This window comes from Nocardia sp. NPDC051570, from assembly GCF_044454005.1.
GTDB lineage: Bacteria > Actinomycetota > Actinomycetes > Mycobacteriales > Mycobacteriaceae > Nocardia.
In genome coordinates this window covers 107,952-133,374 of sequence record NZ_JBITDI010000021.1, presented here as the reverse complement: position 1 = coordinate 133,374, position 25,423 = coordinate 107,952, and the positions used below count along the sequence as shown (strand labels likewise).

Genomic DNA, 25,423 nt, shown 5'->3' with positions numbered 1-25,423 from the left:
TTCACCGCAGGCAGCCCACAAGAAGCCCTCGACTGCGCCTGCGACCTCTACCTCGGACACTGACCCCCGAAGAACTTGTAGGCATGACCACTAAGCTTGACTCTATCGGGAATCTTGAAGCTCTCAGGTCAGCCGTTGGCAGCTCACCAAGATATCTGGCGTGGGATCCCTTGCTGGTCAAGGAAGTTCTGGGCGCGTTCGGCGGCCGGGATCGGGGTGTTTCGTCGTTCGGCGACATGCGGCTGAGGCCGTTCGATGCTGGAGATGAGGTTACTCCCTGCGGCAGTCGTAGTCGCAATCGAATGTGGATGCCTGGCGGCACCTGAGCGTCGTTCGTGGTGGCCACACCAGTGATGACGTTTTGATGTTCTCGGATGCGCAGGTTTCGGTGAGGTGGTCGAGGAATCCCTTTCACTGGTGGTCTGCTCGCGGCGGGCGTAGCGGGCCGAGGTGTCGCAGGGGGAGACGGTCACGGCCGACGAAGGCGGTAGCCCACCGTTGTCTTCGGTGCGCCAGCACAGATGGCCGCCCGTGCGCGGTAGCAGTTCGGCACCACAATCTGCCGCAGAACCTCGATCAGGCGACCAAACGCACAAGTCTGCCCCCATGCTCACGCACGTGTTCGAGCAGGCGAACCGCGTCGTTGCCAGTGGCGATGATCCTGGTCTTGGACCTGGTGGGGTTCTTGCTGAGGTAGACCGGACAGCCGTGACACCGTCGCCGCTCCTCGTCGACTACACCGACCATCAGGTCCGGGACGGTGCTGGCAAGTTACTCCAGTGCCGCTCACTGCCGGGCAGCGCGCCCGACACCCACACGATGTCTCCGTCCGACGTCGCGATGACCTGCACGCTCATCCCGTGGCGGCGGTGTTTGCCCGAATAGTTCAGATAGGCATGTCCGTCGTTACGCGCTTGCCGCAATGCCGATCTCAGCTTCGGCGCGCGGGCCGCCAGCAGCTCGACGGTCTCGCCCACATACTGCCAGGCGGTCGAAGTCGATACCTCGAACCGACGCCGAGATCGCCGTAGGTTTGCGCAGGATGGGCCAATACGAGCAGGGCTTGTCTGCCCGGGTCGAGCTTGCGCCACACCGAGCCGATCGCGCGGCGGTGCCGGCGGATCAGCCCCGCAACGAAGTGGAGGGTCTGGCGTGACAACGGCAGCGCCGAACGGTAGCAACGGAAGCCCTTGGGTGCAGCTTATTTTGGTCGACAGCCGTCCGACCAAGGGCTTCCTCGTATCCGATAGAGGCACGCCGTAGCCAGTGTTGTTACCTACCGACAACATCCAGTCAGGATAAAGATGAAATAGGTATACTGTATCGGCATTCAGAAAAGCTTCCGAGCATGTCCGTCAATCATGCTGCCGCACAGGAAAACACCAAGATCCCCAACAGAATCAAGCTCAAAGAGGCAGCAACCCGCGCCGTGGGCGCCAGCGCAGTCGGGGCGCCGCCCGAAAGAAAAAACCGGCCCTGCGGCGCGAATGTCGAGGCGATCGATTCGGGGACGAGGCCACCAGTCAACAGCGGATCGTTCCGCTGTTCCACGAACTCCTGATCGACGAAAGCCCCGGCGGGCTTGGCGGGGCGTTATATGCCGTGGGTCCAGCCGCGCCAGCCGCTACTGTTCGATCTCGAGTGCACAGTTACCCGGCGTCGGACCTGTCGCTCCGACCCTCAGCCGCGCGGCGCCCGACAAGGTTGCCCATCCCGGGATGGGGCTCCAGAACATCGCGCCGGACCCGCGCGTCTGGGTAGATCCAACGCAGCATCGGCCCGGTCATGGCGGTCGTCACGACCGCCATGACGACCATCATCGAATAAAGTGTGCAGTCCAGCACACCAAGTTGCAGACCGACCGCGAGTATGACCAACTCCGTAAGTCCGCGGGTATTGACAAGCGTGGCGATCACCGCCGAATGTCGTGGCTGGATACCGTGCACGCGGGCGCCCACATAAGCACCCGCGAACTTCCCGCCGATCGCAACCAGCAGAATCAGGCCCAATTCACCGAGCGCGCTCATGTCCAGCCCCGACAAGTCTACGGCGAGTCCGGACACCGTGAAAAATACCGGAAGCAGGAGCACCGAGGACACCTGCCCCATTCGGTCCAGCAGCTCTGCCCGTACAGTCGCAGCCTCCGCACGCGGCATCACGACACCGAACAGGAACGCACCGAAGATGAAGTGCAGCCCCATCCATTCGGTCGCAGCCCCGGACAGCAGCAATTCGGCGAACACGGTTCCCAGCACACCCACTGTCAGCCGGTTCGTCCGGCGCAAGACGCGACACAATAGTGGCCGCACGACGCCGACCATGCCGAGCACGTACACCGGCGCGAGCACCAGTCGCCATTCCTCCGCCCCGCCACCGGATAGCACCACAACGAGTGCGAGCAGCGACCACGCCAACACGTCGTCGACGGCAGCACAGGCAAGTGCCAATCCTCCGAGCGGAGTGCGAATCATACCTCTGTCGGCCAGGATACGGGCCAGCACCGGGAACGCGGTGACCGACATCGCGGCGCCCAAGAACAGTACAAATCCCGGCCGTTGCTCAAACCGATGACTGTGGGCCAGACGAACAGCAAGTAGTGCACCGAGCGTCAACGGCAACAGCACCGAAGCGAGTGCCACCGTCGTGGTGATCCGCCCTTGGCCGCGTAGTAGGCCGCGCTCCAGTTCCAGACCAACCACGAACATGAACAGGGCGACGCCGACATCAGCCAAAACCGCCAACGAGGCTCGGACGTCGAGAGGGAACAAGGTGCGAGAGATCGCGCCGTGGAACAGCGTCGGGCCAAGGAGAATTCCGGTCAGAATCTCGCCGATAACGGCCGGCTGTCCGAGCCGCCGTGCGGCCGCACCCAGCAACTGCGCCAGCGAAATGATCAGCGCCAGATCGAACAGTAGCGCCGGGACCAGTTCTGGTTTCATTATTTCTGCCCCAATGTCGTGCTACAGTGGCAACTCGATCGACTGAGAGTGCCGGAAAACATTCCTTGGATCCCATTTGGCCTTGATCTGCTGCAGTCGTGGGTAGTTGTCCTTGAAATACAGAGCGTGCCACGCAACGCCTGAGTGGTTGAATGCCGGATCTGACAGATCAACATCGGCATAGTTGATATAGCATCCATCGGTGCTGTCATTGAGGATCGGAACACCACCGGTAGCAGCATAGACCGAACCGTAGAAGTCGCGTACCCATTTCAGATTCTTCGCATCATCCGACCCATCGGACCAGAAGCTTTGATAGAGCGCTTGCAAAACAGAATTCCGATGCGGAAAAGCTGTGGCGTCCGGCCGAATCGAATTAATATTTCCGCCGAAGGGTATCAGCACAAGCATTGCATTGGGATTGCTCACGTCCGTGGCGGTCAGGAATCGATAGATAGTCGCGATATCCGCATCCGTGAAGGCTTTGCGATGATACGCCGACTTGTGATCGGCACGTAGTGTCGGATTCGTCAGCAGCGGCGCGTTCGTCGAAAGATATCGTGCAGACTGCAACCACGGCAGCCGCTGGAAGTTCACTGGCCCGGGCGGAGTGACGCCGTCGCGGATTTCGTTGACGAAATCAGTGAGCAGCTGCTCGGCATTCGACACGGACCCATCGACCTCGACGAACATCGAGACGTTTCCGTTGCTCCGATGGTTGAGCGACAGCGAGCAGACCACCGCAACCCCTGGCGAATCCGGCGCGCTGTTCCGCTCGTGCCAGCTGCTGTAGTTCTTCAGCAGTCGGCCGAACTTCCCGAGATCCAGCTCCGACCAGGCGAATGACTGCCCGGTCAGCAACACGTTAGCGGGCGGGCTGGGCAGCAGCCGACTGGGGTCGTCGTCGGCGTTGACGCCGGACGAGCGCATCCAGTATTTCGTTACGACGCCGAAGTTGCCGCCTCCAGCACCTGTATGCCCCCACCACAGTTCGTGGTTTGGGTCATTCTCCTCGCGGGTGGCCACGACACTGCGAACTTTTCCGCTCGCATCCGCCACAACCACTTCGACGGCGTAGAGGTGGTCGACGACCGGCCCGAACCGACGCGACAGCGGCCCGTCACCACCACCGCAGATGTGCCCGCCCGCGCCGACCGAGTAGCACCGGCCGCCCGGTATCGTCACGCCCCAGCCCTTGTACAGATTTTCATAGACGGCGAGCAGTCGCGCACCTGGTTCGATTGCGAACGCCTGCATTTTCGCATCAAAATACACCGCGCTCATTCCCGACATATCAATAATCATCTGAACATCGGAATTGGATACGAAATCCTCATAACAATGCCCGCCACTCCGTACGGCCAGTCGACGACCGGTGCGGACGGCCTCCTGAACAGCATCGACAACCTGGCTGGTGGATCCGACAATACGAACCGATTCCGGGGAACCCACCCAGCGCTGGTTATCACCGACGACGAGATCGCTATAGCGCCGATCTCCGGGCTTCACGGTCACCGGCCCGAAATCAGCGGAATTAGCGGTTGCGGCGATGCCATCGGCAGGTGCGGTCGCGCACCCGATGAGCGCACCACCGATCGCGACACCGCTCATCGCGGCTGCCGAACTGATGAATGAGCGGCGAGATACCATTTGCAAAATCCTTAGAAAACACTCGTACAGAAAAGATCAACCGGCCGCAATGCCTACCGCCAGCCGGTACCGGTCAATCAGGAATCCGCGTCTACAATCGACGCTTTCTGCCATCCGTATCGTGCTGCCATTTCGGTCGCCCGCTTGAACTCCGAAGGCCCCCACACCGGAATCGGATCCCCCGGTACCGCCGGATCACCGGCCCCGACGAAGAAATTCTCGAAGCCTGCAGGCGTGTAGAGAAAGATCATGCGCACGGCATGTGCAGTCATATTATTAAAGCGATGCGCAGCACCGCGAGGAACGAAGACGAAATCTCCGGCCTTGACCGTGAAATGCTGCTCGTTGCCAAAGAATTCAAGCTCGCCGGACAGGATATAGAACGCCTCGTCCTCGAGCGTGTGAGCATGCGGGGGCGGGCCACCCCCTGGCGGTATCGTCGCCTCCAGGAATGCCAATGTGCCGTTGGTATTCTCCTTATTCGCCTTCACGGTGTAGACGTCACCATCGAACCAGACCGTGGCCCCCTGACCCGCTGGCACATGGGTGATAGCCGAAGCTTGGCTGGTGTAATTATCGTTCATCACTCTCTCTCGGTTCACCAGTTGGACCAGGGATCGTCCGATACGAATAGCCGAGCCGTTGTCTGCTTTTCGAACGGAAGGTCGGGCGGCAAATTGATCAGTTCCATCTGCATGCCCCACGGCGTGCAGAAGTAGACCCATCGATCGCCCGCTATCGGACCATCGACAATGGTTTCCGGTTCTCCGAGTATGCGAACACCCGGCTGCGTTCGCAGATACTCCACCGCAGCGTCAACGTCGGTGACGTAGATCGCCAGGTGATGACCACCCCAGTCGCAGTTGCGCGGAAGCGCGCGGCGTTGATCCGACACGGTGTACTCGAACAGTTCCAGATTTGTGACCGCGCCCAGGCGCAGCATCGCCACTCGCGCACTGGCATCGGCCGGCACGCCGAGCTGACGGGACATCCAGTCACCGGTATCGTCCCGGACCGGACCGAGCGCGTAGACCAATTCCGCGCCGATGACCTGGACGAAGAAATCTATTGCCTGGTCGAGGTCCGGGACCGTGTAGGCGACATGATGCACCGTAGTCGCCCCCGGAATTCCGCGCGGCCCGGGCCTATTCTCGACTACGGTCGGATCGAGCTGCGACATGATCAAACCCCCTTGCCGCTCATGGATGTGGCGACCTCGTCGCGGTACCGCAGCAACTCGGCGGCCTTGGCGATTTCACTGCTGGTGAGATCGTTGACGAAGCAGGAACCGCCGATTCCGACCGGGAGCGGAACACGCTGCAGCCCGTCGCGATGGCGGGTGGTCTCGAGCAGCGCCTGTTCGAGCAATTCAATTTCGAACAAGCGGTGCCCGATGGGCAGGCGAAGACGACGCATCAGGGCGAAGATGCGTTCGCGCTCTGGCGCTGAGACCATGCCACGCTCTTCGGCCAATACGGTCGTGAAGGCCATGTCGACACAAACGGCTTCGCCATGAAGTAGTTCCGGCAGTGCACGCATCTCCAGCGTCGGGCTGAACGTGTGTCCGTAGTCGACCACACGTTCAAGCTTCTTTTCCCACAGATTCGGCTGCAGCTCTTCGAGCATGCCGCTCACAGCACGACTGAATACATTTCGGGCAACGATCTCGCCGGTCACAGTCCTGCCCGACAGCCGCTCGTCGAGCAACAGCTCGGCATGCTCGTCGAGCAGGCGGAAGAGCTGCGCGTCCTTGATCAGCGCGAGCTTGAGTATCTCGGCCAACCCATTACTGACGTGCCGCTGACCCAATGTCTTCAAGAAGGCTCGATCGAGCAACGCAACCGATGGGGAGAAGTACGAGCCGAGCCGGTTCTTGTGGTGCCCGAAGTTCACTCCAGTCTTGATCCCGACCCCAGCATCCACCAGACCAATCAGCGACGTCGGCACACGAACATAGGGTGTATTACGGCGATATAGACTACTGGCAAGTCCTACGATATCCATTACGACACCGCCGCCGATACCGATGATCGGTTCGTGCCGACGCGAGATTCCGAAGTCGTCCAGGCCGTCGACTATCCTAAAAACGGCCTCCATAGTCTTAAGCTCTTCGGATGCCGGTAGAACGCACAGTTCGTATTCGCAATTGAAATGATCGAAATATCCACGAAGCGCATTTCCGTACAATAGGTGGACATTCTCGTCTACGACGATGAAGCGCCGCGGCCGACCGACTCGACCCGTCGAACCCGCCTCGATAAGCGCTCGATTCTCTGCACCGAGAATGTTGTCCAGCATCTGGATCTCGTACGCGACTTCCAGATGCGCACGGACGCTCCAACTACTGGACGACTCGCTCTCCAACGATTCTGATACCAATTCGACCGAACAGGATTTCGTTGCGGCGACCACACTGTTCTCAGCGGCCGGCGACAAGTTCATGACATACCTTTCCGTTTCGCAAATGCGACAATATGAGGTCCGGCAACTACTTGCGCTGGGACACCGCCGCTGCGGCGACAGCCATGCGCAGCGCCTCGGCAACCGACGCGATCTGGTCCGGCGTCGAGAAAGGGCCGATACCGAATCCGGAACCGAGGTACGCGTCGCTGACACCCACAGACAATGCGATCGAACGGGCCAGGACGTCGTCTGTTCTCGGCAACATTCGCGGCGCATAGTAATAGTTCGTGGGGTGGGCACTGCACGCGAACGGGCATTCCGATGTCGTCGGCATCCGCCGCCCGAGCAGCTGGGGCATATTTCCGTAGTAGTGGCGACCCGAATTGATGAGCGTCGCGGTGCCCAGCTGTGCCGCCACCGCCTCGGCGACGACGACCGAGTCGAGTTGAAGGACGAGAAGCGAACAGCAGTCACCGGCTTCGTCGTTCGGGCGCCGGCGTTGCACTCCCGGCAGGTCCCCGATCGCGTCGTCAAGCCTCCGTCGCTGCCGCCGGAGCGTGGCGAGAATGTCGTCGATCTTGCGGAGCTGTCCGAGCGCCACGGCACCACTCAGTTCGGGCATACGGAGATTCATGCCGAACAACGAGTCCGCCTCGGCGATACCTTGCCGCAGCGGCTTGAACCCATGATCATGGAAGGCGAAGGCACGTTCGTACACACCGTCGTCGGCGCAGATCAGCAGCCCTCCGTCACCGGCGGTGATTATCTTGTACGGATTGAGCGAGAAGGCCCCGGCATCCCCGATCGTACCGAGACTACGACCACGATAACTACCGCCGCACGCTTGGGCGACATCCTCAATCAGGAACAGGCCGTTGGCGTCCGCGATCGCACGGAGCTCATCCATAGCGCACGGCGCACCCAGCATGTGAACGGCGATGATCGCGCGAGTTTTCGGCGTAATTCTCCGAATCACATCGTCCGGATCGAGGGTCAGTGAATCATCGATTTCCGCCAGGACCGGCACCGCGCCACGATGGACAACGGCGGCAATCGTAGCGATGAAGGTATAGCCGGGAACGATCACCTCGTCACCAGGCCCCACTCCCAGTGCTGCCAGTGCTGCCAGGAGCGCCGAGGTGCCACTGTTAACCGCGATGCAATGCCGAGCCCCCATCCGTTGCTCGATCTCACGCTCGAGCGTGAACACCATCGACTGTCCCACCTCGTCCGAGTCGCCTGATCGGTATCGAGTGAGCTGGCGGCTCGCCAGCACGCTCTGCACCAGAGCCGCCTCTTCCTCACCAATAAACAGATATCCAGGTCCTGTCATGGACATGCCTTTCATCACGTACTAGTAGCTCATCCAACTGACACGGTCCGGTGACTTGGGACCGGCGCATAGCGCTTGTTGCCCAGAATTCTGCGGGCGGAGCGCAAGGCCATCGCGACACTGGTGAGGGTCGGATTACTCGCGGTGGCCGTCGGGATCAGGCCATTTCCGCCGAGAAAGAGATTGTCGATTCCCCAAACCTGTGAGTCGGGACCGACCACGCTGCATTCCGGATCCAACCCCATCCGAACGGTCCCCGCGATGTGCAGCGGCAGGGTGGGGACCACGAACCGCGGCTCGGATCCTGACAGGAACGGGCCGAGTGCATTCGCGGCCCGGTGGAGGTCCCGCATCATCCGATGCTGCCGCTCGACATCATCGGCACCGAGCGAGAATTCGAAATTCGGCTCCGGCATACCGAAAATGTCGAGAGCACTGTCGGTGAAACGCACACGGTTCCCCGGGCGCGGATCAACTAAACCGAACCAGCGCAGGTCCACGATCGCACGGTCGTCGACGTCCGAATTCGGCACCATGTCGTCGTACGGGATGTCCCGATGAATCTGGCAGTGCCAGGGGCGATCCTCGGATACCGGGATCCACACATTGGGATCGGGATCATCGGGTGGGATAGGCATCGTGTCCTGCGGATAACGGGTCTGATGGGTCCGGACCTGTTCGCTGAACTTGGCGGCAGACCGGATGCCGTCGACAAGTGCGTCCCGGAGCACGATTTGGCCGAAGGCGACCGGCTGCTCGGTGAGATACCGACCGAGCGCCCTCGGCCGGATGCCGGAGGCATAGAGCAGTTGCGCGGTCAGCACTGCACCACAGGCGACGACTACGGTATCGGCCTCGATCCGAATCGTCAGCCCATTGACAAGGTCCTCGACCTCGGCATACTCGATCCGCTCGCCGTCCCGTGAAAGCTGCAACCGCCGACAGACATGCTGGTCGCGCAGTGTGAACGCGTCGCCGTCGCGGGAACCGTCTGCCAACGGCCCTAGAACGGTGTCCGCGCCACTCCACCGGACGAGTCCCGGCTGGCCGGGACGGCGCCTGGCGGCGAGTGGAAGGTGCTGCACCTGGTAGGCCGTGGGCAGTTCCGGGTATTCCGCAGTCAGCGCGCCCTGCACCACCTGATGCCGAATGGAATCAGCGAATACCTGTGCATGTGTGTCGAGGAGCGCCTCGGCCTCGGCATAGAGCCCGTCCCACTCACCGGCCGGAATACAGTCCGCACGTTCGACGGTCGGATGATGCCTGGGTGTAACGCCGGTCCAATGCGTGGCCATGCCGCCGACCGCGTAGGTGGCGACGCCGGTCTCGAGGCTGATCAGCTGATCCGGCGCGACAGACCGACGAGGGTGCGCCGACAACGGGTGCAGATGACCGCGGATCAGCGCGCCGAACCGGTCGATACTCCGCTGATAGATGTATGTGTTCTTCAGGTGCTCGCCCGGTCGGGCTGAGAGCATCGGTCCCGTATCGACCATCATGACCTGCCGGCCGCCCTCGACCAACCTGCGGGCGAACGTACAGCCGACCGGCCCGGACCCTATGACGAGTACGTCGGTTTCGACGCATTCGTTCGGCTTACGACTCATCTCGCCTGCTATTTCCCTTATATCTATCGAAATGAATTGAGTGTCGATCCGGCCGGATCAGGACATGGGTGTGCGAATCGGCAACAATTGACTGATCGAAGCCGGCATCAGTGCGATGAAAAGCATCTCTAGTGGTGCATTCGCCGTATTGTGCCAGTGCCCGCTGGTCGCATCGGCGCAGAGGATCAGATCGCCCTGCTGCACCTGAATTGAAAACCCCGCTTCATCGCGGATTTCGCCTTCACCGCTCAGCACGAACCATGCCTCTTCGACTTCGTCGCGGCCTCGGCCGTCGAGTCCGGCACCCGGAGCGAGCCGCACATAATCGAAGGACTCGCATTCGCTGTACAACATTCCCCGCCGACCGAGGCACCGGAACACCGCCTCGCCGAGCTCGTCATCGAATGTCGTAGTGAGTCCGTCCCGAATGCTGGAAACGATCACAGTGCACCCCTGGAGTTCGCATCGACCGCAACCATTACGACATAGCACTCGAGTCCGGTAACACCGGCCTCGAGCGTGACGCTGCCGCCGAGTGGTACTCCAACTGCCACCCCGTGCCGCAACGGGAAGGCCGCGGAATTGGTGACCGCCTGCCCATCGCCGTCCAGTGTGAACAGCACATGCTCTTGGGTCCCCGACACCAGGGTCTCGGTCTGCGACGCCTGCAATCGCACCAGCCGGGCGCCCTGTAACGGCCCTCTCAGCAGTACCTGAGCGTCGATCGCGCCGATCGCCCGGAGATCGAGTACCGCAGCGTTGCTGCCGTCACCCGCCGCCGCGGCGTCATCCGCCGGGACTCCGCGCGCGACTGGGCCTGCCACCTCGGACACTAGCCAGATGAGCTCGCTGTCGCCTACATTTCGCAGCCCATGGCTGGTTCCCAGTCCAGTCAGGATCACATCGCCGGGGCCGACCGGATGGTCGCGTCCATCGATTGTCATCACGCCCGAGCCGGAGACGATGTAGTCGATCTGCTCGGTCCGGTTGTGCAAGTGCTCGCCACTGGCTCCACCCGGCGGCAGCCATGACCATTCGACTGCTTCCCAGGCCCCGAATAGATTGTTCCGGCGGACCAGGCATTTCCACTGCGCAACCTTTTCGCCCCCATGCATTGCATAGACATGGGAAGGCTCGTCAAGTGTTGTAACAGTTAATCTTCCGACCATTATTGCCTCCAGTCGTGCACGGTTGCCCGAATGCCGTTGCGACACCTCCGGCACCGCGGTGCCAGCATTCTCGAAAAATTCATTTCGCCCATATCACCGGCCTGCGTATCGGCAACCGCTCGGCGATCGGAGCGGGCAGGACCGCAATGGATATGAGCTCGAGGGGACTCGCGTGGCCGCTGCACAACCAGCCACTGGTTCCGCCCGACCAAAGCAGGAGGTCGCCGGCCCGCAGCGGGATCGAGGACGACGGGCCGGAAATGAACTCGCCCTCACCGCTGAGGACGAACCATGCCTCCTCGAGGCCTGCCCGGCCGCCGCCGTCGCGAACAGCTCCGGCAGCCAGCCGGAGGTAATCGATGGCCTCACATTCGCTGTGCAGCATTCCCCGGCGCGCGAGGCATCGCCAAGCCGAATCGTCCGACGTACGGCTCGGACCGCTGACCGTAGTGCAGATCACGATGCATCCGCGGACCGCTGGGGGGTGTCAAGGCTGGCGATGAAGACCTCCAGCCCGTCGGTACCCGCTTCGACAGTGACACTAGAACCCAACGGCAGGGTCAGCGCCACCCCGTGGTGCAGGGGAACCGTCGCAGATCCGGTAACGGCGGTCCCGGTGCCCTGCACAGTGAACAGGGTGTGTTCCTGGGTGTCGGCAACGAGGGTTTCACGCTCACCGGGCTGTAGCCGCGGCAGCCGGATCCGCCCCAGTGGTCCGGTCAGATGATTGCGCGCGTCGGTCTCCCGCACCGCACGGAGATTGATCAGTACGGCATTCTTCATTACATGTCCCCTAACATTCGAATTGCTGCTGATATTCAGAGAGCATCGCAGCCGTCGTCGGCCCCAGAACTTCGATCACGATCCAGGTCAGCGTCTCCGAGCCCACATTCCGCAAACCGTGCCTGGTACCGAGACCGTTCAAAATAAGATCCCCACTCCGCACGGGATATTCCCGCTCATCGATAATCATGATTCCGGCACCAGAAACGATGAAATACAATTCCTCCGTACGGGTGTGTACGTGCTCACCGCTGATCCCGTTCGGGGGCAGCGCCGCCCACTCTATGGCCTCCCAATCCCCGTGGAGATCGCTTCTGCGCGCGAAACACTTCCACTGGGAAACCCCGTCCGCGCCGTGCACACCATGAACAATGGACGGCTCGACGAGATCGGAAATAACAACTTCTGAAACCAAGGCCATCCCACCCTCGTAGTCGAAGTTCACAACACGGCTCCGTGCGACTTCACCAGCTATTTCGATTGCCGGTCGTCGATTTTGTCGAAGTGCGCGAGCCAGCTCGCGATCGTGGGCGTGGAGGCCAGCTCCTCGAAAACCACGGGCAGGCCGCCCCGGCGCCAGCGGCCCACAAGGCGCATGACAGCGATCGACGACATGCCGAGCAGAATCAGGTTTGCATCGGCTGATATATCTTCGGGTGACATATCGAGCAGCGGTGCAATCAACTCCCGCAATTCTCGCTCGTCGGGTCGGCTCATGGTTTCCTTGCCAGCGGTGTTCATTTCTGCCTCTCTGAGTTATCGCGGTGCCGCCGAGCGGACGAACAAGAGAGCCAAGGCTTTCTTGTCCACCTTGCCGAGCGGAGTAACCGGGAGCTCGCTGATGAATTCGACCCGGTCGGGAAGTTTGTAATGGGCAAGTCCGCGATCGTGCAGGTGTTGTCTGATATCCGGCAACGACGGCCGATCTCCGGATACAACGAGACAGGCGCAAATGCGCTCCCCTAGAACATCGTCCGCAAGCCCGATGACCGCAGCCCGAAGAATTCCTGGAGAAACGAGAAGGTGCTCCTCTACCTCAGCTGCCGAAACCTTGTCGCCGCCGCGGATGACAACATCTTTTATTCGGCCCTCGACGACGACATGACCTTCCTCGGTCAGCCGTGCCAAATCCCCGCTTCGGTAGTACCCGTCGGCCGTGAATGCGGTGGCGTTGTGCTCAGGGGCGCGGTAGTAGCCAGGGAGCGTGTACGGGCCCCGAGCGAGGAGCTCACCCACTTCCCCGACCGGTACATCCGTGCCGTCCGCCCCGACGATCCGGACCTCGTCCTCGCTCGACAACGGCCGACCCTGAGAGGCGAGCACCAATTCCGCTCGGTCATTCGGACGAGTGAGGGTGAGAAGGCCTTCGGCCATGCCGAATACCTGCTGCAGCCGACAGCCGAATGTCGGTTCGATCCGTTCGGCGAGCGCCGTCGGCAACATCGCTCCGCCGATCTGCATGACTCGGAGACTGGCCAGCTTCGCGCTGGTCCATTCCGCCGCCTCCAGCCAGAGTTGCGCGACACTCGGCACCACCGAAGTCACCGTGACCCTTTCGGTTTCGATGAGCGCAAAGCAGTCGTCGGGCGAGGGATCGTCGGCCAGTACAACCGTGCCGCCCGATGCCAGAGTGCCGATCACGCCAGGACAGCCCCAGGTGAAGTTGAACTCCAGTGGGAGTACGGCCAGATACACGTCCGATGCGGACATCCCGATTGTCTCGGCCGCGGCACCAGTCTGATACACGTAGTCGTCGTGGGTTCGCGGAATGACCTTCGGCAGCGCGGTCGTCCCCCCGGAGAGCAGGAAGAACGCCACATCGGAAGCATCTTGTTCCGGCATGCCGATCGGTTCGCCGGCAACGCTGGCCAGATCGATCAGGTCGTCACCCGCACTCCCCAGGCTGAACAACAGCCGCAGACCGGGGTTGTCGGCCCGCATAGATCTGGCCAGGGTCGGATGATCGAACCCTCGATACATGCCCGGCAGCACGTATGCCACCGCGCCGGTGATCCGGCACAGATGCCCGATCTCCTGCGCCCGGTGCGCGGTCAGGGCGAATACCGGTTTGGCACCGAGCCGAAACAGTGCGAAACAGACCGCGATGAATTCCGCCGAGTTCGGGAGCTGAACGATCACCCGCTCGCCGGCCACGACACCGTAGCTGGCGAACCCAGCGGCCATTTGGTCGACCCAATGGTCCAATTCCGCGTACGAGATTCGGCGCGACCCGTGTACTACGGCGGCCGCCGAACCGTACCGCGATGCCGCGGTGCGCAGTACCGCTCCAAGCGGCTCCGAGCGCCACAACCCGAGTTCCCGGTACCGATCGGCGGCCTCGGCGGGCCAGGGTGTGCATCCGGCCAACATGTCAGCTCCCCGCAGGCGATTCACAGGCTGTCAGAATTTCGACCACCGCACAGCCAGCTGACCCACCGGCCCCCGCCCCGACCAAGAGCACATGATCACCGGGGACGACCGCACCGCTGGTCCACAAATGCTCGAGTCCGAGCAGTACCTCCGTTGCGCTGGCATGCCCGATCCGCCGGATGTAGTCCCAGACTCCCCGATCGGCATCGATTCCAATCGGGTCGAGGAACAAGGTCTCGAGCCCATCCCAGCCGAATCCAGGATGTGCCACCCGCGCGATGTCGGCCATCGCCAGCCCGGCTTCCTTCAAGGTTTCCGCGACCACGGCAGCGACGGTGTCGCCAAAGTGCCCGATCGGCGGAGCGATGCCTGCCGCCCATTGTTGGCGCATGTACGCTCTGCGCTTCTCGAAATCCAGCGACTGGCCCCGGGTCACACTAGGTGGGAACAGATCCTCGCCGCCGCGGTCCAGAATTTCCATTCGTGCATCGGACGTGGATCCGATGGCTAGCAGTTTGGCGAATCCTCCGGAGGTCGACAGCACCACTGCCGACCCCGAGTCGGCCAGCACGAACGCTGACGAGGCACGCCAGCGATCCACCAGCGGCGTGGAGAAGTTGTCCGCCGATGTGACGAGCGCGGCCGGGTATGCGGGGTTGGCGATCAACCGGTTCCCGGCCAACTCGATGGCGGCCATCATGCCCAAGCATGCCTGTCGGATCTCCACCGCCGGAATCGGCCGGTCCACGGTATGCCGCAGGATGTAGTTTGCCGCCGACCAGCCGTCCGGTCCCTGGTGATGCGTATAGCTGTGTAAGAGGATGCCGAATTCATCGGCATTATGGCCCGAACGGCTGATGGCTGTGTGCGCCGCACCGACCGCCATATCTGGGGCGGGGGTCGAATCGCTCACCGCGACAGAAATGAGCTTGGACGCCGCCAGCAGAGCATCGTCGTACCAGCCCCGAGATACCGCGTACTCCGTGCTCACCAGTTCCGGAACGATGCTGCCGATACCTGCCAGATAGACATTTTCAGTCCTCATCCGAGCACCTCGCCGTGAGTGCATCCGCGACGAGAAACCGTGCGACACTATCGAGCTTCTCGCAGGTCTCTTCGAATTCCCGTTCCGGAAGAGACTGGCCGACGATCCCAGCGCCCGCCCGCAGCCATGTCCGGCCGTGCTGGCGGTAAACTGACCGCAGCACGAGTGCCGCATCCAGCTCGCCGGACTGATCGACGGTCAGGACCGCACCGCTGTAGAGCCCCCTGCGCTCGGTCTCCAGCTTGCGGATGGTCTCGTAGGCGGCTGTTTTCGGCACGCCCGAAGCCGTCACCGCGGGGAAGACAGCGGCGAAGGCATCCCATGCGTCCCGGCCGGCGGCCAACCTGCCGGTTACTTGCGACCCGATATGCTGAACACTGCCGCGTTCCTCGATCCCCATCAGATTCCGCACGACAACCGATTCGGGGTCGCAGACGGTCAGCAGCTCGTCGTTACCGACCTTGACCGAAATCGCGTGCTCGTAGATCTCTTTCGACGAAGAGAGCAACTCTGCACGTTTGGCGCTGTTCGCGGCCGCATCCGAGCTCAGCGCGCGAGTGCCGGCGAGCGGCTGGCTGACAACACTTCCTTCCGAAGTCACGCTGACAACGATCTCCGGGCTGAATCCCGCCGCCTCCAGGCCTTCCATGCACAGCAGGAACGAACGAGCTGGGTTGTTGTTTCGGCGGCCTAGCACATAGGTGGCGATCAGGTCGATTTCCCGATCCAATTCGACCGGACGCGACAGGATCACCTTTTGCAGACGGTCCGCGGTGATCTCCTGCACCGCGCTCACGACTGCATCGCAGTACTCGTCCCGGCCGACACGCCGCACGTCGACAGAGACAGCGGGTACCGCTTTTCTTTCGGCCGGAGCGGTGAGGAGGTCGACGAGTACGGCCAAGGTCGCCGAATCAGTGGAGCGGACATACGCCGAACCCGAATCGAAGCGCACCTCGCTACAAGGCACCATGAGGTGCAGAAGCGTCTCGTTGCCCAGATGCTCCTGGTTGCCGGTCATGCCATAGGACAGTTCGAACGACACGCAACCGTAGGCCCGCCAACCACGGACCGGCAGCATGGTTAGCAATTCCCGCACCTGCTGCAGGGGCTGATCGCTCCATTCCAGGTGCGCTTCGTACGCTCCGCGCATCTGCGCTCCGTCCCGATCGAGACGAACGTCGGCGAGCACGCCGCCAGCGTAGGACCAACTGCCACCTTTCTCGTAAATGACGAATTCACCGTGCGGTCCGTCCTCGGCCAATCGGGCCGCCATGACGAGCGGATCTTCCGATACCTCGATTATCGTCTCGATGTAGGGTAGCAAATCCATCCGACCCATCTCGACTGACCTCGCTTCCATTAGCTGCATCGACCGTAATGCAGAGAAAATTTCCATAGGCTTTCGAGCATGCGAGAGATACATGCTCTAACGGATTCAAAATTTCTAAATTCAGTTCCCCCGGGCTCCCGCGCCTATATTCAGAATGGCACGTATATCCGTGTCCGGCCAGCTCTCTCCGTTCTCGAAATCCACCAGCGGTAATCAAGTAGATCGAACGCGAAAAAGCGCAATGTCCCGCCAGGCGGGACATTGCGCTCTCCGACTGCCAGGGCACACCGGTCGGACCGCTAAGGCGCCTTATATGGGTTGACATGGGTGGGCCTTTGGCGCATTTCCGAAGGCCCACTGTCATGCTCGCCCTCGACGGTCTGTTCGTCCACCTCTACGTGCTCACCGGCGATTCGATCAAGGCCGGGGTGGTGCAGGTACGCGCCGAGCACGGAGACCTGTTCCCCACGCTGCCGGTGCAGAGCGAGTTCAACCGGTGGGTCCGCTGACTGTGGGGCGCATTCGAGCAGTTGCGCACCCACCTCACCGCCGCGATCCCTGTCGATGACTGGCAGCAGATCGACACCACCGCACTACCGGTCGAGCATCCTTCCCGGGTCAGGGGTCACGACTCGTGGTGCGGCCCAGCCGATCTCGTGGCCCGCTTCGGCCGCGACGCCGCCCACGGCGAGTGTTTTTACGGGTTCCGGCTCGGCCTGCGCTGTGATCTGGACAGCCGCCTGGTGCGGGCCTGGGAGATCACCCGCGCCGCAGCGGACGAGCGCACGGTGGCCGCCGACCTGCTCGACGGCGTCGTGCCACCGGCCGGGCTGCTGCCGGATCGTGGTTTCACCGGTCGCGCCTTCGCCACCGGCCAGACCGCTCGCGGCACCCACGTGGTCCTGGCACCCTTCCGTGCCCAACCGCACACCGACCCTCCTGCCCGGTTGCATGCGATTGCGATGTGCGCAACAGGATCGAAACCACCAACGGTGAGATCACAGACAACCTCGGACTGACCCGTCACCGTGTGCATACCTTCTGGGGACTGCTCACCTGCACCGCGGCAACCCTGTGCGCGCACGCGCTACTCCCCCTCGGGCTCGCCTGAACAAGTCAACACACATAAGGCGCCTCAGGCCCACGCTACGCGCTGGCCGGCGGTCCACCGGATATCCGCTCAGGAGAGGAGAGCCAGGCCCAGACGAGGCTTCGTCACGACATACAGTCCGCGCGCATCCTCCGGCAACGTCGTCGGGGGACGCTGCAACGCGGTGTCGAAGAACTGGGACCGCACCTCCTGTAGCTCTCGCTCCTCGGCCGACAACGCGTCGAGATCACCGTTCTGCTCCAGAGCCTTCTTCCATTCGGACCCGTTCAGGTCCGAGCTGTTCAGATCCGACGGCTTCCAATGCCATCCGCCCCACTCCGCCATTGCCTTACCGGTGGTCTCCAGGGCAAGGTCGAGGGTGGCCTGAGCGTCCCGCAGGTCTTCGATACCCGAGATCACATCCACGAAGGACTGCTTCAGGTCGACGTCACTACAGTCGCGCAGAGTAAGGCGTTGAGCCTCCCAGAAGTAGGAGTCGGTTCCGCCATTCTTCTGATACAGACTGGAGACCACCAGCATCAGGCGGAGGTACGCTTGCCGGTAGGCCTTCTCATAGTGCTGCTGAGCAGCGCCTTCTGTGAATTCGCCTCGCAGCACGCTCGCCAGGCTGGCGGCAGCGACCATCGCGCTGTACATGGCAAGATGCACACCGGTCGAAAGCAACGGGTCCAGGAAGCATGCGGCGTCCCCCACAAGGAAGTAGCCGGGTCCGGCGAATTGCTCCGAAGTATAGGAGTAGTCCTTTTCGGTGCCGAGGGGCGAGACCAGCTGCGCCGGTGCCAACATGTCCGCGATCACGGGGCTCTCCTTGATCGCGGCCTGGTAAATTTCGTCGAGGCTTTGCCCCTCTTGCCGCTTCGTCCGGAAGAGATCCTTGTGCGTGACCAACCCGACGCTGAACTGGCCGTCGCTGAGCGGGATGCCCCATAACCAGCCGTCAGTGACATAGCAGATCGCGATTGCGCCTTCGGGGCCTGCGGGCAGCGGCTTCGCGCCCTCCCAATAGCCCCAGACCGCGATGTTCTGAAACACATCGTGGTACCGGCGGGTGCGCAAATGACGCGCGTTCATCAGGCCTGCCCGGCCGGAGGCGTCGATGATGTAGTCGAAGCCGATCTCATGCTCCTGCACCTTATCGTCCGACCCGGCCTCCACCCAGATCGCTGACCGTGGCCGATCCCCGTCGAACACCAGCCGCTTGACCTCAACACCTTCGAGGACCGTGACGCCCAAGCTTTTCGCGTGTTCCAACAGCAAGTGGTCGAACTCGGCACGCTGAACCTGATAGGAATAGGTACCCTCGTCAGATTTTTCACCGAATGTTACGTCCCACCTCTCACCCCCCCAGTCGAACAAGGCTCCGCACTTCTTCTGGAAGCCATGGGACTCGATCTTGTCGCGTACGCCGAGCAACTCCAGGATAGGCACGCACGACGGCACCAGTGACTCGCCGATGTGGTAGCGCGGAAAGTTCTCCTTCTCCATGAGCGTGACATCGATTCCCTCGCGAGCCAGCAGGCTCGCAACAGTGGAGCCCGCAGGACCCCCACCAACTACCAGCACTTGTGTAGAGCGGTTCACCATTTCTCCTCTCAAAAGGACTGAAGCAACCCCACCGAACAGTTCGTAGGCACCCGCCGACAGCCGCGCCACGGAACCCAGTTCATGAATCGTCAATGAATTCTGTTTGAGTGTGGATCCACAGAATATCGAGCGAAACACCGAACGCAATAATCCTACAAGCGAATATCGGAGCTCGTCATCAGTTGTCGTAGTTCGAATCCAGTCGCTCATCCGATCGTCCGGGTAGAGAATACCGATCCGCAGTCTCGTCCAATTCGCCGATTACCGCCCTGGCCAAATATTACGTCAAGTATCCGAATGGGGCCCGCCGACAACCGCACCGGAAGACCGGAACCCCAATGTCTCGCCGGCGGGACGGGAACGCCAGCCGTTATCGCCATTACGCAGTGCGCAAGCATTCACTTTCGAGACCTTCCTACGCATGCTCGAACCGGGAAACCATGATGGGAATTCACCCTTCGTTGAAACTACCGCTCGCCACTGATCTCCTGGGATCCATGCGGCGGTAGAGACACGCCAATACCGGCCGGAGGGATTGGCGGCGATATAGACCAGCTGGAGACACTGATGAAAGCGTGCGGAGCGCGCCGTGTACTTCGCGGTTGACACTCGACAGAAACTGGAATTATCCTGGTTACAGTTAGAGTGCGGGCATAGCAGACACAAAGGAGGTCGCAGTGGCCCTCAGTAGCCGAAGTGCTGCAGCGATTCACGCACTGACGATGTTGGCACGATGGGATCGTTCGCTGACGTCCGCCGAGATCGCGGACAGCATGATGAGCAACCCAGTACTGGTGCGGCGCATTCTCAGCAACCTGCGCGAGGCCGGGCTGGTGCAATCCACGGAGGGGCGCAGCGGCGGCTGGACCCTTGCCCGCCCGCCCTACAAGATCACGCTGTACGCCGCGTACGCGGCGGTCGAACAGGGGACGGTGCTGCCACGTCACGCACATCCCGCCAATGAGACCTGCGAGGTCGGCCGACATATGCACGCGCTGCTGGATGCGGAATTCCAGGCAGCGGAACGGGCCCTCGAGGAACGACTCGGCCGGACAACCATCGCCCATCTGGTCCAGCAGGTCCTGACGAAAGGGCGTGCGCTCACACAACAATCGCACTGATCGACCGGTAGCGGAGGATTTGTTCCTCCGCTTTATTTCGGATGTAAATGTAACCATCGCAATTGCAGTTAAGACCCTTACCGAACCTTGGGCTGTTCGGCGTCCGCAGACCGATTTGTCGCCCGCACCCGGACCATCCGAGCCAGATAGGAATCGAAATCCATGCCCCCTCAACGTAACCCGTGGCCTGCTCTGTACGCGGTCATCGTCGGCTTCTTCATGCTGCTGCTGGACATGAACATCGTCGCCGTAGCCAACCCGGCGATCATGAAAGATCTACAAGCCGATGTTTCCCAGGTCATTTGGGCCACCAGCGCATATCTGCTCGCCTATGCCGTCCCGCTCCTGATCACCGGCCGACTCGGTGACCGCTTCGGCCCCAAGAACATCTACCTGCTCGGCTTGGTGGAATTCACCGCAGCCTCGCTGTGGTGCGGCGCATCCACCGGCATCCATATGCTCATCGCAGCGCGGGTGGCGCAAGGCCTGGGCGCCGCGCTGATGACCCCGCAGACCATGGCCATCATCACTCGCACCTTCCCGCCGGACAAGCGCGGTGCAGCAATGGGCCTGTGGGGCGGCGTCGCCGGCCTGGCCACCCTGGTCGGACCGATTCTCGGTGGCCTACTGGTGGACCAGCAAGGCTGGCAGTGGATCTTCTACGTGAACGTGCCGATCGGCATCGTCGCGTTCCTACTGGCGGCATGGCTGGTTCCGTCACTGGAGACCCACGAGCACACCTTCGACATCGTCGGCATGCTGCTGTCCGCGCTCGGCATGTTCCTGCTGATATTCGGCATCCAGGAAGGCAGTGACCGCGGCTGGGATGGCGTCATCTGGGGAATGATCGTGGCAGGAGCGGTGATCCTAGGTTTGTTCGCGATCAACCAGTCCCGCAACACTCGCGAGCCACTACTGCCGTTGCATCTGTTCGCCGACCGCAACTTCGCACTGGCCAACCTGGCCGTCGTCGCCATGGCCGCCGCTGTGAACGGCCTGTTCATCCTCGCCTACTTCTACCTGCAGCAGGTACGGGACATGTCGCCGACCAAGTCTGCGATGGTCTTCGTGCCCATGGCCATCCTGACCGGCGTGCTCGCACCGGTCGTCGGCAAGATCTCCGACCGGATGCCGCCGCGGGTCATCCCGACCGTCGGCTTCGCCATGTTCGCCGCGGCACTGTTCGCCTATTCCGCTGCTATGAAACCGGATTCGTCCATTGCGCTGATCGTGATCATCGGCGCGATCGCCGGCATCGCGAATGCCTGCATCTGGGCACCGCTGGCAGCTACCGCTACCCGTAACCTGCCCATCCAGATGGCCGGAGCCGGAGCGGGCGTGTTCATCACGACCCGTCAGATCGGATTCGTGCTCGGCTCCGCCACACTCAGCGCACTGTTCTCGGCCCGTCTTACGGCACAAGGACTTCCGACCGGGTCGATCGGTAAGGACGGGACCCAGCCCCACATTCTGGAGAAGGTCGGCACCGCGCTCGGGCAGTCGATGTATCTGCCCGCAATCATCACGCTCGCCGGTATAGCCGCGTCCGCGTTCTTCGTCGGACGTCCGCGCCCCGCCGCCGCTCGAGATGTCGCACCCGTCAAAGCTGAGGCCCAGCGCTGAATCGTCCTGACCGTAACTTCGACGAGGCCCCCTCGCTGGAGAAGGGGCCTCGTCCTGTGGTGAATACCGATAAAAAAATGGACAGGCTGGTTCGAGGGGTCAGACGGACTTCAGCATCCCACCGTCGATCACCAGATCCGAACCACTCATATTTGCTACCCGACCGGATGCCAGGAACACAACCAGCGCAGCGACCTCCTCCGGCTCGGCGAACTGGCCGGTGGACATGCCCAGGGTGGTGGGGAGCTCATCGGCAAAATCCGCCAGCGGCACTCCTGCCCGCCGAGCAAGCACCTCGCCAGGGCCGTCGGGTAACCGCCACAGGTCCGTCCATACTGGGCCCGGCGAGATGGTGTTGACCCGCAGCCCGCGGCCACCGAATTCTTCGGCGAGCGCCTTACCCAGATTCGACATCGCCGCCTTGGCGGCGGACTGGGCGACCAGGCGCGGCTGCGGCAACTTGGAATTCACTGAACCGATGTTGATCACCGCACCACGACGATCGAGCAAACTCGGCAGGGCCGCCCGTGTGGCGCGCACCGCCGACATGAAGGTCATATTGAAAGTGTGGTACCACGCCTCGTCATCCAACTGCAGAAACCCGCCCGGCGGTGTCGCATTACCGGCGACGTTGTTGACGAGCAGATCGATCCCGCCGTGCCGGTCCAGCGCGTGCTGCACCAAGCAAGCAGATCCGTTTGGAATCGATAGGTCGACCTCCAGGGCTTCCGGAGCTGCGGCCCGCAATGCGTCCGTTACGGTGCGACTGCCGGCAACAACGGCGAATCCGTCATCGACCAGCGCCCGTACGATTGCCAGCCCTATCCCTCTCCCTGCTCCGGTGACCACCGCGACACGTGCCGCTTTCGTAGCCATTGACACTTCTCCTTCCACCGCTCCGCGGAGTTTGATTGCTTCGGTAAATCGACTGCGCACGCGTGATCATCGAGCGCCGGCCAATCGCTGCTTCAGCGCCACCAACTGGTCGCGTAGCGGCGGAGGCAGCTTGTTGTCGTCAATCGACGCGTACCACTCGTCGATCGCCCGAGACTCGTCCACCCACTCGTCGATGTTCACCGCCAACGCGCTCTCGATACGAGCCCGTTGGGCGGCATCCAGACCGGTCAGATCCAGCGAATCAGCTGTCGGCACATAGCCGATCGCTGTCTTCTCCGCATCCGACGTGCCGTCGAGGCGCCCCAGCGCCCACTGCAGAACCCGCACGTTGTCACCGAATCCCGGCCACAAGAAGCTGCCATCTGTGTCACGACGGAACCAATTGACCTGGAAGATCTTCGGCAGACAAGTACCGCTACGCTCGCCGAGTGCCAGCCAGTGCGCGAAGTAGTCACAGACGTGATAGCCGAGGAACGGCAGCATCGCCATGGGATCGCGGCGCACTACGCCTTCGGCGCCCTCGGCCGCGGCTGTGGTTTCCGACGACAACACCGAGGCCAAAAACACCCCATGTGCCCAGTCGAAGGATTCCGTGACCAGGGGCACGGTGGTCGCGCGCCGACCGCCGAAGAAGATCGCCGAAATCGGTACGCCGGCCGGATCGTCCCACTCCGGTGCGACCGAAGGGCATTGCCGAATGGGAGTGCAATAGCGTGAGTTCGGATGCGCGGCCGAGGTTCCCGATTCCGGCGTCCACTCCGCGCCGTGCCAGTCGATGAGGTGTGCGGGTGGTTGCTCGGTCATCCCTTCCCACCAAACGTCGCCGTCGGCGGTTCGCGCAGTGTTGGTGAAGATCGAGTTGCCACGCTCGATTGTCGCCATCGCGTTCGGATTGGTGCGTTCTCCGGTGCCCGGTGCGACACCGAAGAACCCGGCTTCCGGGTTCACCGCGTACAGCTGCCCGTCCGCGCCGAACCGCATCCAGGCAATGTCGTCGCCGACCGTCTCTGCCCGCCATCCATCGAGGGTCGGCTCGAGCATCGCGAGGTTGGTTTTCCCGCTCGCCGAGGGGAAAGCCGCCGCAATGTAATGCACTTCACTCTGCGGCGAGGTCAGCTTGAGGATCAGCATGTGCTCAGCGAGCCAACCCTCGTCACGACCGAGGACCGAGGCGATTCGCAACGCATAGCACTTCTTTCCGAGCAGCGCGTTGCCACCGTAGCCGGAGCCGTAGCTCCAGATGGTCCGGCTTTCCGGGAAGTGCGCAATATATTTGACCGGGTTGCACGGCCACGGCACGTCGATCTGTCCGACGGCCAGTGGCGCACCGACCGAATGCAGGCATCGGACGAAGTCCGTTCCATCGCCGAGACGCTCCCAGACCGCCGTCCCGGATCTGGTCATGATCTGCATTGATACCGCCACGTAGGCCGAATCGGTAATCTGGACACCATATTTCGGTTCTGCGGCTGCCAGCGGTCCCATACAGAAAGCGATCACGTAGAGAGTCCGGCCGACCATCGCGCCGCGGTAATGCTCGATCATCTCCGCTTGCATCTGGGACGGATCCACCCAGTTGTTGGTCGGACCGGCACTGGCCTGATCCTCACTGCAAATGAAGGTTCGGTCCTCAACTCGAGCTACGTCACCGGGATCCGACGCGCACCAGAAGGAGTCGGGTTTCGCGTCGAGCCCAACGAAGGTACCGTTCGCTACCAATTCCGCAGTCAGCCGATCCCATTCCCGGCGCGAGCCGTCACACCATACGATACGGTCGGGCATGGTAATTCCGGCCACTTCCCGAACCCAATCTATGACTCCTCTATGCGTCGCCGGGACCGCCGATGTGGACACGCAGTCCGTCATAGGATGTTCCTTTGTGAATCGGATTCAGAATTCGTACCGAGTGCTGGGTCCGTAGTTCGGCTGCTGTTTGCAGCGCGGTCTAGGGCCTCCACGATCCAATCGTCGAAGGCCGCATCGGACTGTGCTGCGGCCTCGCGCCAGCGCTGGACGCGATCGCAATCGACCGGCAGCTTGGGCATAAGGGTGGACACACTGCGAGTCGAGGTCTGGCCTTTCCGTGCGGCCTGCAAGTGCTGGCGTAGCTGGTTCCTCGACCAGCGTCCCTGTTCCGCCCGGTCGAGCCAGGTGTCCTGCTCGGCGTCCGGCAACGAAGCCAACTCCGCGTGATGCTGAAAACTGAGTCCGGGCCGTCTCCGAGGCAGCTCGAATCGATTGGCAACCCACGCATAATTGCGAAGCGTTTGATAGTCGAGACCGGCCGCATCGATGGCCTGTCGATATCGATCGGCATATTTTCTACGTCCGTAGACCAGCCAGTCCCCCAGGCACCAGGAGAACGAGTCGATGGCCCGCGATACTTGCATGCCTGCCCGCTGCCACTCGTCAAACGTGATATTGCTCGGAAAGCGGAGACCCACCTGGGTCGTCA

Annotated in this window: 24 protein-coding genes and 1 pseudogene; 4 read left to right on the top strand and 21 right to left on the bottom strand. The window is 62.0% G+C overall.

What is annotated here, in order from left to right; translation table 11 throughout:
• Window positions 1–788: 788 nt before the first annotated feature.
• The 17 genes and pseudogenes from ACIA76_RS37300 to ACIA76_RS37220 all read right to left on the bottom strand — a co-directional run.
• Window positions 789–1,165, bottom strand: a pseudogene (locus tag ACIA76_RS37300) (transposase family protein); the annotation flags it as partial.
• 194 nt (window positions 1,166–1,359) lie between these two features.
• Window positions 1,360–1,551 carry a hypothetical protein gene (locus ACIA76_RS37295; RefSeq protein ID WP_397159083.1) on the bottom strand — a complete coding sequence of 64 codons (192 nt, stop codon included), beginning with the start codon at window positions 1,549–1,551 and terminating at the stop codon, window positions 1,360–1,362.
• A gap of 98 nt (window positions 1,552–1,649) precedes the next feature.
• Entirely contained in the window at window positions 1,650–2,939 is a 1,290-nt protein-coding gene (locus ACIA76_RS37290; protein WP_397159081.1) for a cation:proton antiporter, read from the bottom strand.
• Between the two features lie 21 nt (window positions 2,940–2,960).
• Window positions 2,961–4,589: an FAD-binding oxidoreductase gene (locus tag ACIA76_RS37285; RefSeq protein ID WP_397159079.1), complete on the bottom strand. Its 1,629-nt coding sequence runs from the start codon at window positions 4,587–4,589 to the stop codon at window positions 2,961–2,963.
• A 77-nt stretch (window positions 4,590–4,666) separates the two neighbouring features.
• Window positions 4,667–5,173, bottom strand: a complete 507-nt coding sequence (locus tag ACIA76_RS37280; protein ID WP_397159077.1) for a cupin domain-containing protein — start codon at window positions 5,171–5,173, stop codon at window positions 4,667–4,669.
• Between the two features lie 14 nt (window positions 5,174–5,187).
• Window positions 5,188–5,769 (bottom strand): VOC family protein, encoded by a 582-nt coding sequence (locus ACIA76_RS37275; RefSeq protein ID WP_397159075.1) that lies wholly within the window; start codon window positions 5,767–5,769, stop codon window positions 5,188–5,190.
• 2 nt (window positions 5,770–5,771) lie between these two features.
• The gene (locus tag ACIA76_RS37270) at window positions 5,772–7,031 is read right to left on the bottom strand and encodes a sedoheptulose 7-phosphate cyclase (protein ID WP_397159073.1); all 1,260 of its coding nucleotides are present in this window, start codon (window positions 7,029–7,031) and stop codon (window positions 5,772–5,774) included.
• A 46-nt stretch (window positions 7,032–7,077) separates the two neighbouring features.
• The gene (locus ACIA76_RS37265) at window positions 7,078–8,340 is read right to left on the bottom strand and encodes a DegT/DnrJ/EryC1/StrS family aminotransferase (protein WP_397159071.1); all 1,263 of its coding nucleotides are present in this window, start codon (window positions 8,338–8,340) and stop codon (window positions 7,078–7,080) included.
• 14 nt (window positions 8,341–8,354) lie between these two features.
• Entirely contained in the window at window positions 8,355–9,932 is a 1,578-nt protein-coding gene (locus ACIA76_RS37260) for a GMC oxidoreductase (RefSeq protein ID WP_397159069.1), read from the bottom strand.
• 57 nt (window positions 9,933–9,989) lie between these two features.
• Window positions 9,990–10,376, bottom strand: coding sequence for a cupin domain-containing protein (locus tag ACIA76_RS37255; RefSeq protein ID WP_397159067.1), 387 nt, complete (start codon window positions 10,374–10,376; stop codon window positions 9,990–9,992).
• Window positions 10,373–11,146, bottom strand: a complete 774-nt coding sequence (locus ACIA76_RS37250) for a cupin domain-containing protein (protein WP_397159065.1) — start codon at window positions 11,144–11,146, stop codon at window positions 10,373–10,375. The genes ACIA76_RS37255 and ACIA76_RS37250 overlap by 4 nt, the downstream gene beginning before the upstream one ends.
• Before the next feature lie 411 nt (window positions 11,147–11,557).
• Window positions 11,558–11,884, bottom strand: coding sequence for a hypothetical protein (locus tag ACIA76_RS37245; protein WP_397159063.1), 327 nt, complete (start codon window positions 11,882–11,884; stop codon window positions 11,558–11,560).
• A 10-nt stretch (window positions 11,885–11,894) separates the two neighbouring features.
• On the bottom strand, window positions 11,895–12,329 hold the full coding sequence (locus ACIA76_RS37240; protein WP_397159061.1) for a cupin domain-containing protein: 435 nt from the start codon (window positions 12,327–12,329) through the stop codon (window positions 11,895–11,897).
• A gap of 26 nt (window positions 12,330–12,355) precedes the next feature.
• Window positions 12,356–12,625, bottom strand: a complete 270-nt coding sequence (locus ACIA76_RS37235; RefSeq protein ID WP_397159059.1) for a phosphopantetheine-binding protein — start codon at window positions 12,623–12,625, stop codon at window positions 12,356–12,358.
• 15 nt (window positions 12,626–12,640) lie between these two features.
• Window positions 12,641–14,254 carry a (2,3-dihydroxybenzoyl)adenylate synthase gene (locus ACIA76_RS37230; RefSeq protein ID WP_397159057.1) on the bottom strand — a complete coding sequence of 538 codons (1,614 nt, stop codon included), beginning with the start codon at window positions 14,252–14,254 and terminating at the stop codon, window positions 12,641–12,643.
• A gap of 1 nt (window position 14,255) precedes the next feature.
• On the bottom strand, window positions 14,256–15,347 hold the full coding sequence (locus ACIA76_RS37225) for a ketoacyl-ACP synthase III family protein (protein WP_397159055.1): 1,092 nt from the start codon (window positions 15,345–15,347) through the stop codon (window positions 14,256–14,258).
• Window positions 15,289–16,632, bottom strand: coding sequence for a salicylate synthase (locus ACIA76_RS37220; RefSeq protein ID WP_397159053.1), 1,344 nt, complete (start codon window positions 16,630–16,632; stop codon window positions 15,289–15,291). The genes ACIA76_RS37225 and ACIA76_RS37220 overlap by 59 nt, the downstream gene beginning before the upstream one ends.
• A gap of 362 nt (window positions 16,633–16,994) precedes the next feature.
• Here ACIA76_RS37220 and ACIA76_RS37215 point away from each other — a divergent pair, with 362 nt between their 5' ends.
• A complete protein-coding gene (locus ACIA76_RS37215; RefSeq protein ID WP_397159051.1) occupies window positions 16,995–17,141 on the top strand; it encodes a hypothetical protein in 147 nt (48 codons plus the stop codon).
• 21 nt (window positions 17,142–17,162) lie between these two features.
• Window positions 17,163–17,651, top strand: coding sequence for a transposase (locus ACIA76_RS37210; RefSeq protein WP_397159049.1), 489 nt, complete (start codon window positions 17,163–17,165; stop codon window positions 17,649–17,651).
• 161 nt (window positions 17,652–17,812) lie between these two features.
• Here ACIA76_RS37210 and ACIA76_RS37205 read toward each other — a convergent pair whose 3' ends face one another.
• Window positions 17,813–19,537, bottom strand: coding sequence for an NAD(P)/FAD-dependent oxidoreductase (locus ACIA76_RS37205; protein WP_397159047.1), 1,725 nt, complete (start codon window positions 19,535–19,537; stop codon window positions 17,813–17,815).
• A gap of 467 nt (window positions 19,538–20,004) precedes the next feature.
• Here ACIA76_RS37205 and ACIA76_RS37200 point away from each other — a divergent pair, with 467 nt between their 5' ends.
• Together ACIA76_RS37200 and ACIA76_RS37195 are read left to right on the top strand one after the other, a co-directional pair.
• Window positions 20,005–20,448: an RrF2 family transcriptional regulator gene (locus ACIA76_RS37200; protein ID WP_397159045.1), complete on the top strand. Its 444-nt coding sequence runs from the start codon at window positions 20,005–20,007 to the stop codon at window positions 20,446–20,448.
• Window positions 20,449–20,610: 162 nt separating this feature from the next.
• Window positions 20,611–22,071, top strand: a complete 1,461-nt coding sequence (locus tag ACIA76_RS37195) for a DHA2 family efflux MFS transporter permease subunit (protein WP_397159043.1) — start codon at window positions 20,611–20,613, stop codon at window positions 22,069–22,071.
• Window positions 22,072–22,170: 99 nt separating this feature from the next.
• Here ACIA76_RS37195 and ACIA76_RS37190 read toward each other — a convergent pair whose 3' ends face one another.
• From ACIA76_RS37190 to ACIA76_RS37180, 3 genes are all read right to left on the bottom strand, one after another.
• Window positions 22,171–22,920, bottom strand: a complete 750-nt coding sequence (locus ACIA76_RS37190) for an SDR family NAD(P)-dependent oxidoreductase (RefSeq protein ID WP_397159041.1) — start codon at window positions 22,918–22,920, stop codon at window positions 22,171–22,173.
• A 93-nt stretch (window positions 22,921–23,013) separates the two neighbouring features.
• Window positions 23,014–24,834 (bottom strand): phosphoenolpyruvate carboxykinase (GTP), encoded by a 1,821-nt coding sequence (locus ACIA76_RS37185; protein WP_397159039.1) that lies wholly within the window; start codon window positions 24,832–24,834, stop codon window positions 23,014–23,016.
• The gene (locus tag ACIA76_RS37180; protein ID WP_397159037.1) at window positions 24,831–25,412 is read right to left on the bottom strand and encodes an LmbU family transcriptional regulator; all 582 of its coding nucleotides are present in this window, start codon (window positions 25,410–25,412) and stop codon (window positions 24,831–24,833) included. The genes ACIA76_RS37185 and ACIA76_RS37180 overlap by 4 nt, the downstream gene beginning before the upstream one ends.
• Between the last annotated feature and the right edge of the window lie 11 nt (window positions 25,413–25,423).